Consider the following 12973-nt stretch of genomic DNA (forward strand, 5'->3'; position numbering starts at 1 on the left):
GGGCCACGCGCTCATCCCGGCTGCCGGGAGGGCAGTCGTCAGGCGCGCGAAGCGCGTCAAGCCCGCTGCCGCGAGGTAAGCAGGAATCTCCCGGCTCCAGCCGGGAGAGCACTTCAAGTCGTCAAGCCGGGTGCCTCCGCGGCGACCATCAACGCGGCCCTCACACAAGGGCTGAACCTGTTGTTCACCCCGGGCATCTACCACATCGACCAGACGATCAACGTGACCCGACCCGGCACCGTCGTGCTGGGTCTGGGCCTGGCCACGATCGTTCCGGACAACGGGGTCGCGGCGATGAAGGTCGCCGACGTCGACGGTGTGAAGCTGGCCGGGGTTCCTCATCGACGCGGGTCCCGTCAACTCCCCCACCCTGCTGGAGATAGGGCCCGCGGGCTCCTCCGCGGACCATTCCGCCAAGTACGACGTGGAGTGGTACGGGGAACGAGGCCGCACAATCTTCTTCCAGAACGAGAAGGCGTACGACGCGCCCAACCAGGCGGCGATCCAGAACGGCGGCATCAAGGGGTACGCCGCCTACAGAGTCGCCGACTCCGTCGACACCCACGAGGGCTGGGGCCTGGGCAGCTACTGCTACTACAACGTTGACCCGACCATCCGTCAGGAACACGGCTTCCAGGCGCCCGTGAAGCCAGGGGTGAGGTTCCACGACCTGCTGGTGGTCTCGCTGGGGGGCAACGGCCAGTACGAGCATGTCATCAACTCCACCGGATCACCCACATCGGGTACATCGACCGTTCCTTCGACTGTCGTCTCGTACCCCTGAGACGCGCAGGTCCATACCAAGGTCTTGACAGGCGCTTAGTTCACTTCTTGAATCACGAGGTGAACTAAGTTCCTGTCATATCCATGCCAGACCCCCCACCCCCTCCGTACACCGGAAGGGAGAGTCATGGACTCCCCCCGCCCTATGCGACGCCTGCTGCTCTGCATGCTGTCGGCGTCGGCTCTCGCAGCGGCCCTTGCCGCCCCAACAGCCAACAGCCCGGACGCAGCCACGGCGACCCGCACCCACCGCTCCCCCGTCACCGCACCCGCCGCGGCCGCCACCGCCGTAACGTTCCAGGACAACTTCGACGGGCCGGCAGGTTCAGCCGTCGACCCCGGCAAATGGCAGATCGAGACCGGCGACAACGTCAACAACCACGAAAGGCAGTACTACACGGCCGGAAACCGCAACGCCGCGCTCGACGGCCAGGGCCATCTCGTCATCACCGCCCGCCGGGAGAATCCGTCCAACTACCAGTGCTGGTACGGCAGATGTGAGTACACCTCCGCCCGATTGAACACGGCCGGCACGTTCACCCAGGCCTACGGGCATATCGAGGCACGGATCAAGGTGCCGCGCGGCCAGGGCATGTGGCCGGCGTTCTGGATGCTGGGCAACGACATCGGCCAGGTCGGCTGGCCGGACTCCGGCGAGATCGACATCATGGAGAACGTCGGCTTCGAGCCGTCGACCGTCCATGGCACCCTCCACGGCCCCGGATACTCAGGCTCCGGCGGAATCGGCGCTGCCTACACCCTCCCCGGGGGCCAGGCGTTCGCCGATGCGTTCCACACCTTCGCGGTGGACTGGTCGCCCGGCTCGGTGGCCTGGTCGGTCGACGGAACGGTCTACCAGCGCCGTACGCCCGCCGACCTCGGCGGCCGGACATGGGTCTTCAACAAGCCCTTCTTCCTGATCCTCAACCTCGCCGTCGGCGGCTACTGGCCGGGCGACCCAGACAACACCACTGTCCTCCCGCAGCAATTGGTCGTCGACCATGTGCGCGTCAGCACGGGCGACGACGCGCCGGCCACTGCCGGACCAATCACCGGCCTGGCCGGCAAGTGCGTGGACGTCGCGGGAGCCAATCCCGCCAACGGCACCCCCGTACAGCTCTACGACTGCAACGGGACCAATGCGCAGCAGTGGAGCGTGGGTACGGACGGCACGGTCCGCGCCCTCGGCAAGTGCCTCGACATCGCCGAGAACGGAACGGCGAACGGCTCGCCCGTCCACCTGTGGGACTGCACCGGCGGCGCGAATCAGCGGTGGACCGTCACCGGCGCCCAGGACATCGTCAACCCGCAGGCCGACAAGTGCCTTGACGCCACGGGCAACAACCCGGCCAACGGCACCCGCCTGCAGATCTGGACCTGCACCGGAGCCGCCAATCAGAAGTGGACGCTCACGCGCCCCTGAGGACTTGAGTGCCGGGCCCGGGCGGGGCGTGCCGCCCCCGCCCGGGGTCAGACCCTGTTGTCTTCGCCGCCCAGCATGCTTCCGGACACGGGTGACAGACCGACGGCAGCCAGGCCGAATGCGACGGCGGAAGAGTATGCGGGCCGGGACGTTCCCCCGGGCAGCGACCAAACCGCGCCCTGCATACTGTCCTCCCCGTACGCGCCGACCAGGATGTCCGGCCGCCCGTCGCGGTTGGTGTCTGCCACCGCCAGGCTGGCTCCGAAGAAGTCGTCCGGCTCCGCGGTTCCCGGCACGCCGGCCGTGTTCTGGGAGAAGTTGTAGGCGGCGAGGCCGAGCTGTCCCGTCCGACGGCCCGGAATGACCACGACGTTCCCCGCGCGGCGCGACGAGCCGAAGGACTCGCCCGGCACGCCGACGATGATGTCGGCCACGCCGTCCCGGTCCATGTCGGCGACGGCCACCGCGGCGCCGAAGTCGTCGTGGCGTTCGCCGGGGTCGGGGACGCCCGAGGTGTCCTGGTGAATGGTCATCGGCTCGTCGGTCTCCGAAACGCCCTGCGGCGACCCGAACCAGACATGGACGGCGCCGCCGATGTGGCCGACCGGACCTTCTCCGGTCGGCTCGTCCGGATCCCCGACGATCAGGTCGCCGTATCCGTCGCCGTTGACGTCTCCCACCACCGAGATGCGCCCGTCCCCGTTCACCCGGGGGTAGGGATAGACGAACGGCTCGCTGTTGACGTAGATGAAGCCTCCGCTTTGGCCCCCCATCCGGCCGCTGATGAGCACCCTTTCCGCGACCGAGTCTCGATTGAGGTCGCCCAGCGTCACCGAGTTCGCCCAACCGGTTTCGTCATGCAGGGTGGCCTTCGCCGCCCTTCCTGTCCTGGTGAAGGGTCCGGCCAGATGCGTGGCACTGTTCCCGTTCGCTATCAGGACCTGCGCTCCGGCAGGCCCGGATGTCGCGGCCACATCACGGCCTGCATGCCATTGCGTCTCCTTGCGGGTCGGAAGAGAGGCCCCTGCTGTCAGTCCCTGCTTCCCTCCCCATAGGACGACAGCCGTTCCCGCGTCCTTTGCGCCGGTGTAGTCCTCCCCCGGAGCTCCGACGACAAGGTCCGAGTAGCCGTCCCGGTCCAGGTCCGCCAGTGCGGCCGAACTACCGAACCAGTCCCAGGCCTCGGAGGAATCAGGCACGCCCGCCGAGTTCTGGGTCAACAGGACTCGCCGCCCGGCGGACAGCCCGCGGGACGATCCGTACAGTACGACCACCGCTCCGGCATATTCCTTGCCCGCCACCGTCGCACCCGGCGCGGGCAGCACCGCGTCCCCGTATCCGTCGCCATTGATGTCTGCCGGGCTCGGCATCGCCACAGCCACGGCCGTACCGGGAAACGCCACCCCACCTGCCACCACCGCCGCGACCAACGCCACCGCCGCAGTGCGGGTCATCCGTCTGCCCACGTGTTCTCCTCCCCCCGACCAGGGGCACCGCCCCCGGCCACGACTTCCTGTAGCGTGCATTCACTCATGATCGAAACCATGGCGCAATGACATGAGGAGCGGCAGACACACCCACACCGCCTCCCGAGGGAGGAGTCACCAGGCCTGGAGTGCCGATCATGTTCAAGTCAGGTGTGGGGTTCCTCGCCCTCTTCGGGCTCGGTTGGTGGCTGCTCGGCACCAGCGCGTTCAACGGGCCCGCACGGCTGGTCCCGGTCGTTGCCGGATGCGTCGTCGCGGTGGCACTCATGCTCGCCGCTCGCCATTTCCTGAGCCAGGCAGCAGGGCTGCGCTTCTCCGCCCACCAGCGCTTGCGGTTCAACCAGATCAACGGTGCTCAATGGCTGCTGATCGTCGTTGTCGCTGTGGTGTGCGGTCTGGCCGGGGTACCCGTACTCGTCCCTCCCCTGGTCGCCCTTGTCGTAGGGCTGCACTTCCTGCCCCTGGCGAGGGTGTTCGAGCAGCCCCGGCTCCTCGTCCCGTCGGTCCTGCTGGTCGCGGCCGGGGCAGCAGGCATGGTGGTGTGGGTCGCGGACGGCCCCGCGGAGTCGGTACGTCTCGTGGTGGGGCTCACCGCCGCCCTCTCTTTGTGGGGCACGGCGATATGGACGGTTGCGGAGGGAGCCATCAGCTCCAGGCGGTCCGCCGGGCAGTGAGCGTGCCGGCGCAATGATGACTTCTCCCTGATCGCCTGGACCACTATCAGCCACCTCCTGGCCGTCCTGCCCCAGATGCTCATCTCCGTCCCCATCGACGAACTAGCCTGACTCGTGGGCCCGTTCCACTGTGCCCCACTGCCCTGCAGGTGACCTTGACGCCTCCCTTCTCCCCCGTCCCAGCCCGGAACTGGAGAACCCCGCCGTGTTACAGCCCAAGCCCTTCGTCCTCGACCCCACCGGCGCCGACCCGCACACCGAAGACCGGACACTGCGCGCTCACGGCCCGGCGGCCCGTGTCGACATCCTCGGAGTCACGGCGTGGTCCGTCACCGACCCCGCCTTGCTCAAGAAGCTGCTGACGAGCCCGGATGTCTCCAAGGACGCCCGTCGGCACTGGCCGGAGTTCGCCGATGTCATACAGACGTGGCCGCTCGCCTTGTGGGTCGCGGTCGAGAACATGTTCACCGCCTACGGCGGCGAACACCGCAGGCTTCGCCGACTGGTCGCGCCTGCCTTCAGCGCCCGGCGCATCGCCGCGCTCGAGAAGCGCGTCGAGGAAATCGTCACCGCCCTGCTCGACGACCTGGAGGACACCGAGCCCGGCGAGCCGGCCGATCTGCGTGAGCGCTTTGCCTACCCGCTGCCGATCCAGGTCATCAGCCACCTCATGGGCCTTCCCGAGGACCAGCGGCAGGACTTCCGGGCTCTCGTCGACGGCGTCTTCTCCACTACCCTCACCCCCGAACAGGCGACCGCCAACACCACTCGTCTCTACGCCGTTCTCGACAACCTCATCGCCACACGGCGGGCCGATCCCGGCGACGACATGACCTCGCTGCTCATCGCTGCACGGGACGAGGAGGGCGACGGGTCGGCGCTGCCGGAGAGCGAGCTCCGCGACACGCTCCTGCTGATGATCAGCGCGGGCTACGAGACGACCGTCAACCTGATCGACCAGGCCGTCACCGCGCTGCTGACCCATCCCGAGCAGCTCGACCACGTCCGCTGCGGCCGGGCGACCTGGTCGGACGTGGTCGAGGAAACCCTGCGCCTGGAGCCGGCCGTCAAGCACGTGCCGCTGCGGTACGCCGTCCGGAACATCCCCCTGCCCGACGGTCGGATCATCCGTGAAGGTGAGGCGATCCTCGCCTCCTACGCCGCCGCCAACCGCCACCCCGACTGGCACGGCGAAAGCGCCGACAACTTCGACATCACCCGTAGATCGCCGGGTCCGGAGCACCTCGCATTCGGGCACGGCATCCACTTCTGCCTCGGGGCGCCCCTGGCCAGACTCGAAGCTGTGGTTGCCCTCGAGGCATTCTTCAGGCGCTTCCCCGACGCCGAACTCGCTGTCGCCGCGGAACAACTGCAGCTGGTGCCCTCGCTGATCTCCAACGGCCACCAGTACCTGCCGGTCCGACTCCGCCCGGCCGCCGGGTAGCCCGCCGGCGTCTCGCCTGCGGGGTGTGGGATGGATACCACCGGCGGGGGCACATGACCGACTGGAAGTGATCTTGAGTCAGTCAAGTGAGAGGGTGGCCACCGCAGATGACGATACCCGATCGTCGGCCTCAGTCCGTGACGCGTCGGCCGGCCTTCAGCCTCCGGCAGACAGCGGTTGGCTTTGGACTGATCGCCATCCTCGTCTGCGGTGCCGGGCTCACGGCGAAGGTGGCTCTGCGGTCGGCCGAGAAGTACCCCGTTGCTTCGGTGGTGTTGGCCGCCTGCCTCCTCGGGCTCATGCCGGTGGTCGGGCGAATGCGGCGGCGTCGCGCGGCCGGTATGACGTCGGATGCGGTCGTGGATGTCACCCACCATGTCCTCGACTCTCGTGACCCCGCGGAGACTGCGGTGGCGGCGGACACGGCGGATTGGGCGGACTCCCATGACACCCCCGACTGTGTTGACTACGCGGCAATGGACGCGTTCACGTTCGAGCAGGCGATAGCCGAGCTGTGTGTGCGGGACGGCTGTGAGGACGTTCAGGTGGTCGGCGGAGCGGGCGATCTGGGAGCCGATGTCATGGCAACGGCCCCCGACGGCCGCCGCATTGTCATCCAGTGCAAGTGCTATGGGCCGGCCAACAAGGTCGGTTCCCAGGATCTGCAGCGATTCGGTGGTACGTGCTTCGCCGTGCACGGCGCGCATGTCGCAGCCGTGGTGACCACCAGCGAGTACACCGAGCCCGCCGCCGACTACGCGGCTCAGTGCGGCATTCTGTGCATCGACCAGCAGGCCCTCGATGCGTGGACCGATGGCACTGGTCGTCCGCCCTGGGAGTGGGGGCCGACGGCTGCCCCGCGAGCGGAGTTGAGGGGGGAGTGCTGACGACGTCGAAGAGGGCGAGAAACAGCGGACAGCCAACCCATTTCGGGTGAGAAAGGTTTGCCGGGGGCCGGTGCGGTGAGGCGAACAGTCCCGGCCTATCGGAAAGTGAGGCAAGGAATGTTCACTCTCGTACTCCTCACCGCCCCACTGCTGCTCGCCGTCCTGCTCCTTCGCGCCCGCTCGCATCCGGCCCGGCACCGGGCAGGCGGCCCGTCCTCCAAGTCCAAGGTTCGGGCGAGCGCGCCACGGCACGCCGCACACGGCTGAGCCGCTCGATGAAGTGCGTCACATCTGCACAGATCCGATTTATGCCTCGAAAGCGCCTATAGCAGTGCTTTTCACCGCCTCAACTATCCAGATGTGGATTGATTTGCCCTGTATAAGGAGCCTCTTGAGAGGGCTTCGCTCCAGGAGCCCGATCCTCTTGCCGCTTCACGCGGCGCGGGGCCTCTGGTAGACGTGGCGGACCCACGACAGCACCACCGGAAGTCTCGCCATGGACCAGAATCACGCGCCCGGCGTCATACCGTTCACGATCGACCTGACCTTCGAGGAGGCCCGGCGACGGGCCGAGGTCGTCGCGGCGCTCGGGCCGGACTGGGATCCGGTCACCGCCCTGCACGACGAGGAGGCGGCGTACGCGCTGCTCTACTCGGGCCTCGACGCCGACCAGCAGCGCACGTACGACATGCTCGTGGCGGCCGGTGTCTTTCCCGGAGGGGAGCCCGGTCGTGCGGCTGCCCATTGATCCGCAGGCGGACATCGCCCGCCGCGCCTGGGTGCCCTGTCCGGCCTGCGACGACGCACGGGACTGCGGTACCTGCGCCGACCGCCGGAACTGCCGTGAGCACTGGCGCTACCTGATCTCCAACAAGGGCACGCTCGTACATCTGCAGTGCCCCGGCTGCACCCACATGTGGTCTCTCGAGACCGGCAGGCGGGGGCGCACGGACCGGGATAAGCGATCATGAAACGGTCCGGTACGGAGCACTGCCGTATCAGACCTCGGCAGAGCCGGACCGCCCGGTACTTCCCGCCTCGGACGAGGACGGCCGGACCCCGGCCCACACGACCTGCTCGCGGAGACCGTCGTGTCCGCACCTGCACCTCGGTGACCTGCTGACGCATCAGCGGTCCAGGCGGATACTTGTCAGGTGAACGTATCCACCCGCAGGGGCTACGGCCTGCGAGAGCGACTGGGCAGCGGGCTGTTCACCCACGTCGCGGGCCCCGCCGGCCCGGACACGCGCGCCCGTATCCACGACACCCCGGGGCCCCGCTGGTTCGGTCCCGACCAGCCCATTCGCAGGGTCCACGGCGACGCGTCGATGTTCATCGGCGGGCTGAGGGCCCTGCTGCTGCAGTCTGTGCACCCCCTGGCCATGGCTGCCGTGGAGGCGCACTCCGGCTACCGCGGCGACCCGTGGGGGCGGCTGCAGCGCACCAGCACCTTCCTCGCGATGACAACCTACGGGACCGCGGAGGACGCCCAGCGGGCAGTCGATCACGTGCGTGCCGTGCACGACCGGGTGAAGGGAACCACCGCCACCGGAGAGAGCTACCACGCCGCCGACCCGCACCTGCTCGCCTGGGTGCACATCGCCGAAGTCGACAGCTTCCTCCGCGCCCACCAGCGCTACGGCGCCCGTCCGCTGGACACCGCCCGCTGCGACGCGTACGTCGCCGACATGTCACGGATAGCGGCAGCTCTCGGTGTCATCGACCCGCCGCGCACCCAGGCCGAGCTTGCGGACCAGCTCGCCGCCTACCGGCCGGAACTGCGCGCCACGCAGGAGGCGCGCGAGGCGGCGCGTTTCATACTCCTCCACCCACCCCTCCCCCGGATTGCCCGGGCCCCGTACGCCGTCCTCGCCGCGAACTCCGTGTCCATGCTCCCTCCGTGGGCGCGTCGGCTGCTCGCACTGCCCCGCCTGCCGGGTGTCGAGGGGCCATGCGTACGGCCGGCCGGGCACGCACTCACCCGGACCATCCGCTGGGCCATGAGACCCGCTCCGCCTCACCCAGAGCAGACAGATGGCCCTCCGTGACCGCCAGCGAGGCGGCCATGATGCTCAGCTGCGGATTGACCTCGGGGCAGCTGGGAAGCACTGAGCCGTCGGCCACCAGCACCCCCCGTACGCCACGCAGCCTGCCCTCCGGGTCGGCCGGAGCGAGCTGGGGGTCGGCGCCGGCAGCCACCGTACCGGTGGGATGGAACGCGGAGACATGCAACTGCCGCGCGTCGGTGGATGCGAGGAGCTTGTCGAGGTCGTCCGGTGTACGCGCGCGCGGGAAGGCCGGGATACCGGTCAGTACCTCTCGGGCGCCCGCCGCGAAGAGCAGTCTGCCCATCGCCCGTACGGCGGTGAGCAGCCGGCGGCCGTCACGCGGGTCGAGGTCGTATCGCAGCAGTGTGCGGTCGCGGCCCAGGACACGGCCCGACGGGCGGTCGGCGATCATCGCCCCGAGGGTGGCCAGGTGCTCCGCCGCTTCAAGTTCGCCCCGCAACTCCCGCCCCAGACCCGGCAGTACGAAACTGCCCATACCCGGTGGAGTGGCGGTAGCCTCGATCAGTACGCCCTCTTGGTGCAGCTCCTCGACACCCACGCTCTGCAGGACGCCTTCCCAAGCGGTCACCGGTTCGGCGAAGCGTCCCGCGACGCTCGTGGCGGGGTGCACGCTGAGGTTGCGACCGAGCCAGGGATGACTGCCGAGACCCGAGCGGCGCAGCAGCGGCGGTGACTGCAGCGCGCCTGCCGCGACGACCACCAGCGGGCTGAGGATCTCCAGTTCGCTGCCGTCCGGGCGCCTGACGAGCACACCGGAGGCCCGTGCGCCTCCCGGCCGGTGGCGGTCCGTGAGGATCCGGCGTACCCGGGCGCCGGTGATGATCCGGGCGCCCGCCGCGCAGGCGTCCGGCAGCACGGACAGCTGGACGCTCTGTTTGGCTCCGGTGGGGCAGCCGACGACGCACTGGCACGAGCCGCGGCAGCCGGGGGCGTTACGGCGCAGGGGCGATGCCCGCCAGCCGAGCCTGTCTGCTCCGGCGAGCGCGATGAGCCCGTTGTTGCCGATCACGTCGAGCGGCTGGGGCGCGACCTTCAGGGTGCGTTCGGCCTCGTCGAGGTACGGTCCGAAGCCGGCGGCCGGCCGGAAGCCGTACGTTTCGTGCCAGCGTGCCAGCACGGCGTCCGGAGTGCGGTAGCAGGTACCGGAGTTGACGACGGTGGTGCCGCCCACCGCGCGCCCCACCGGCAGCACGAGCGGTGGGCTGCCGAGCGCGATGGTTGCGCCGCCGTCGCGGTACAGCTCGGCGAACCGGTCCAGCGGCGCCCGCCGCCCGAACGAGGCGGTGGTGTGGTGCCGGCCCTCCTCCAGAACAAGGACCCGCAACCCGGCGCGGGCCAGGGTACGCGCGGCCATCGCGCCTCCGGCGCCGGAGCCGACGACCACCGCGTCGGCGGTGGACCGCGAGGGCCACTCCGCGACGGGAACGCAGTCGAGCGGGGGATCGTCGGGGGGTGCGAAGGGCAGCGTCCCCATGTCCTTCTGTACGCGCTGCTGGAGCATGCGCTCGGTCCCGGCCGCGAGCAGCAGCGGCACCTTGAGCGCGTCGAGCAGGGGTGCCAGGGACGGACGGGCGGCGAGGGCGGCCATGACGTTCTCGCGCTCGTCGGCGCGGAGGCCGGCAAGCCGTCGCCCGGTGCGTACGACGGCGTATGCGTCGGCAACGGCGGCTGCGCCCCGTACGGCTGCCCGGGCGGGCAGGGGCATCGAGCCGAGCACGGCATCGAGCCGCCCGGGCACGGCGGCGGCCCAGGGTTCCGTCCCGTCGTCGGCGAGCACCGCCGCGACGAGCCCGGCAGTACTGCGGCTCACCGTGTCCCTCCCTTCGCCGCGCGGGCGTGGACAGTCAGGGGGACGCGCCGTGGCCCCGCCCCGGCCGGGCGGAGCGCGCCCCCGCCGGTGGCCGGATACCGATCCGAACTGGTCATCGGACACCGACCTCGGCGTGGGCCGTTCCCGCCAGCCGCCATTCCGCCTCCGGGCGCCAGTGGCCCCACCAGCGCTCCAGCCTGACCACCGTGTCCGCCGTCTCGGAGTTGTGGCAGGTCGCGGGGGCGCCGTCGGGGTCGGCGTACGCCAGGGACAGTGTGCGCTCTTGCGGCTGGGTCACCTCGACCCGGATGCGGCGCAGTCCCGCCCGCCCGGTCACCCGCCAGACCGGCAGGCCGATGTCCGCGCGGAAGCGGCCCAGCCCGGCCCAGCCGATCGCGCTGCGTTCCGCGCGGCGTGGCCAGGTGCGGCCGGACTTGCGGAGTCGTAGGAACACCAGCGGGGGAAGCTTGTCGAGTCCCGCCCGCATGGACACGGCCGCGACGATCTCCAGCAGGTCGCCTCCGCCGAGGTCGGCGTGGAGCCAGGCCCAGCGCCGGGCGTTGCCATGGCCGTAGATGCGGGCGCTCGCGCCCGGTGCCCGGTCCAGGCGGAGTTCCCGTTCCCCATATGCAACGGTCCCGGTGTACGTGGCGCGGGCGGCGGGCAGGATCTGCGCGGCCGGCAGCAGCGGACGCCGCCAGGACCAGCGGGGAAAGGTGTAGAGCGGTCCGTCCTGTGGCTCTTCCGTGAGCGACCAGCGGAAGTCGCCGACGGAGCCGGTGAGCTGTCCGGGTTCGGCTGCGACGCCGTCCGCTGTGAAGCCCTGTGCGCTGCGCTGCCACTTCTCGGGGCCGAAGCGGGCATGCTGGACGGGCCCGCCCCGGGGGAACACCGCCACCCAGCCGTGCGCGTACGGCTCAGCACCGTCAGCCGGTGCGACCAGTTCGTGGTGCAACCAGACGCCACTGCCGGTCGCCGGGTCGGTCAGTGTGGTGTACCAGACCTCGGTGCGGCCCGGGGTGCCGTCCCAGCGCGGTGCCATGTGCTGTTCCGCCTGCGGCGGGAAACGCAAGCTCGTCAGGAACGGCAGGAGCCCGGTCGTCACGGGGAAGCGCAGAGTACCGGCGCCGATCGGTTTCCCGGCCTCGTACAACGTGTACGGCAGGACGGTCATCGAAGACAGCGGCCGCCAGGGCGAGACCGACTTCCAGCCCTCGACCGTGATCCGACGGCCGCTCAGGGAGAACGACAGCCGGTAGCGGATCCGGCGGTGCGCGAGCGGGGAGATCAGCAACTCGCCTTCGGCAGCCGGATCGTCGGCCAGGCCCGTGATCCGCACCCGCCCGGTCAGCCTGGCCTCGGTGGCGCGGTGCGGCAGCATCACCGTGTCGGCCTGCGCCCGGAGGTCGAGCCGCACAGCGCGGTCCCGGTCGTCACCGTCCAGCCGGACGGTCCCGAGCATCGTCTCCGTGAAGGCCGTGCCCCGGCTGCTCATGCGACGTTCCCCAGACCGTCCAGCATGATCCGTTCGGTGGCGGTCAGGTATGCCTCGGCGGCCGCGTGCGCCGCATTCTCGTCGCCCGCGGCCACTGCCTCCACCACCGGGACCAGCCGGTCGTGGGCCGCCCGTGCTTCGGTGAACGGTCCCACGAACGCCGCGCGCACCGGCAGGTACGCGTTGAACAGGGTGTTGGTGAGCAGCACATAGACGCGGTTGCCGGTCGCCCGTGCCAGGGCACGGTGCACCTCGACATCGGCCAGCTGCGCCGGGGCGCCGCCCTCTGCCGCCCGCACGGCTGCCAACCGCTCCCGCAGCTCGTCGAGTTGACCGGCAGTAGCGTTCGCTGCCGCGCGCGAGGCGATCAAGGCGCCTATGCTGCGGCGGACTTCGAAGACCTCGCTCATCCAGTGGGGACTGTGCCGGACGAGCATCGGCAGGAGGTCGGCGCCGCCGAGCCGGGCGTAGTCGCGCACGCGTGTGCCGACCCCGTGGCGGGTCTCCAGCAGCCCTGCTTGTGCAAGCCGTGCGAAGGCGTGCTTGAGAGTCGTGCGGGTGACGCCGTATCCGTCGGCGAGTTCCCGCTCGGGCGGCAGACGGCTGCCGGCCGGATGCCGGCCGGCGAGGATGTCCTCGCGCAACCGGTTCTCCAGGACGTCGACGAGCGTCTCGCGCGGCAGAGTTTCCATCCAGACCTCCAGTGGCTCAGTGGATGAGCCACTGAACCATTGAGCTGAATGGGTGTCAATAACCGAACCGGAGCAGAACCGGCCAAGCGGAACAAGGACCGGCCCCCCCCGGCCGGGATCCGGCTCGCCAGTCCGCCCGACGGCGCTGCACGGGGTGGCGAACGACGGCGCAGCAACCCACGGAGTGGCGACACACGGGCGGCGAGTGC

12 protein-coding genes and 1 pseudogene are annotated in these 12973 nt (G+C 70.0%); 9 read left to right on the plus strand and 4 right to left on the minus strand.

What is annotated here, in order from left to right; all coding sequences use genetic code 11:
• Window positions 1-117: 117 nt before the first annotated feature.
• Both AB0M62_RS28790 and AB0M62_RS28795 read left to right on the plus strand, forming a co-directional pair.
• A pseudogene (locus AB0M62_RS28790) lies at window positions 118-784 on the plus strand (coagulation factor 5/8 type domain-containing protein); the annotation flags it as partial.
• Between the two features lie 126 nt (window positions 785-910).
• Window positions 911-2206 carry a ricin-type beta-trefoil lectin domain protein gene (locus tag AB0M62_RS28795; protein WP_366077224.1) on the plus strand — a complete coding sequence of 432 codons (1296 nt, stop codon included), beginning with the start codon at window positions 911-913 and terminating at the stop codon, window positions 2204-2206.
• Window positions 2207-2253: 47 nt separating this feature from the next.
• Here the strand turns inward: AB0M62_RS28795 and AB0M62_RS28800 are convergent, their stop codons facing one another.
• Entirely contained in the window at window positions 2254-3672 is a 1419-nt protein-coding gene (locus tag AB0M62_RS28800; RefSeq protein WP_366077225.1) for an FG-GAP repeat protein, read from the minus strand.
• Window positions 3673-3830: 158 nt separating this feature from the next.
• Between AB0M62_RS28800 and AB0M62_RS28805 the strand changes: the two genes are divergently transcribed.
• The 7 genes from AB0M62_RS28805 (at window position 3831) to AB0M62_RS28835 (ending at window position 8746) form a co-directional block, all read left to right on the plus strand.
• Window positions 3831-4367, plus strand: a complete 537-nt coding sequence (locus tag AB0M62_RS28805; protein ID WP_366077226.1) for a hypothetical protein — start codon at window positions 3831-3833, stop codon at window positions 4365-4367.
• Window positions 4368-4572: 205 nt separating this feature from the next.
• Window positions 4573-5811: a cytochrome P450 gene (locus tag AB0M62_RS28810; protein WP_366077227.1), complete on the plus strand. Its 1239-nt coding sequence runs from the start codon at window positions 4573-4575 to the stop codon at window positions 5809-5811.
• 137 nt (window positions 5812-5948) lie between these two features.
• Window positions 5949-6698: a restriction endonuclease gene (locus AB0M62_RS28815; RefSeq protein ID WP_366077228.1), complete on the plus strand. Its 750-nt coding sequence runs from the start codon at window positions 5949-5951 to the stop codon at window positions 6696-6698.
• A 117-nt stretch (window positions 6699-6815) separates the two neighbouring features.
• Window positions 6816-6965, plus strand: coding sequence for a hypothetical protein (locus AB0M62_RS28820; RefSeq protein WP_366077229.1), 150 nt, complete (start codon window positions 6816-6818; stop codon window positions 6963-6965).
• A gap of 229 nt (window positions 6966-7194) precedes the next feature.
• Window positions 7195-7446: a DUF6400 family protein gene (locus tag AB0M62_RS28825; RefSeq protein WP_366077230.1), complete on the plus strand. Its 252-nt coding sequence runs from the start codon at window positions 7195-7197 to the stop codon at window positions 7444-7446.
• Window positions 7430-7669: a hypothetical protein gene (locus AB0M62_RS28830; protein ID WP_366077231.1), complete on the plus strand. Its 240-nt coding sequence runs from the start codon at window positions 7430-7432 to the stop codon at window positions 7667-7669. Before AB0M62_RS28825 ends, AB0M62_RS28830 begins: the two co-directional genes overlap by 17 nt.
• A gap of 183 nt (window positions 7670-7852) precedes the next feature.
• Window positions 7853-8746 carry an oxygenase MpaB family protein gene (locus AB0M62_RS28835; RefSeq protein WP_366077232.1) on the plus strand — a complete coding sequence of 298 codons (894 nt, stop codon included), beginning with the start codon at window positions 7853-7855 and terminating at the stop codon, window positions 8744-8746.
• On the opposite strand, the gene AB0M62_RS28840 is transcribed toward AB0M62_RS28835, so the two are convergent.
• The 3 genes from AB0M62_RS28840 to AB0M62_RS28850 form a co-directional block, all read right to left on the minus strand.
• Window positions 8676-10577, minus strand: a complete 1902-nt coding sequence (locus tag AB0M62_RS28840; RefSeq protein WP_366077233.1) for a GMC family oxidoreductase — start codon at window positions 10575-10577, stop codon at window positions 8676-8678. The two genes, AB0M62_RS28835 and AB0M62_RS28840, sit on opposite strands and share 71 nt — an antisense overlap.
• A 112-nt stretch (window positions 10578-10689) precedes the next feature.
• A complete protein-coding gene (locus AB0M62_RS28845) occupies window positions 10690-12072 on the minus strand; it encodes a hypothetical protein (RefSeq protein WP_366077234.1) in 1383 nt (460 codons plus the stop codon).
• Window positions 12069-12764: a GntR family transcriptional regulator gene (locus AB0M62_RS28850; RefSeq protein WP_366077235.1), complete on the minus strand. Its 696-nt coding sequence runs from the start codon at window positions 12762-12764 to the stop codon at window positions 12069-12071. The genes AB0M62_RS28845 and AB0M62_RS28850 overlap by 4 nt, the downstream gene beginning before the upstream one ends.
• Between the last annotated feature and the right edge of the window lie 209 nt (window positions 12765-12973).

Origin of the sequence: Streptomyces sp. NPDC051219 (assembly GCF_040682335.1) — a bacterium.
Taxonomy (GTDB): Bacteria; Actinomycetota; Actinomycetes; order Streptomycetales; family Streptomycetaceae; genus Streptomyces.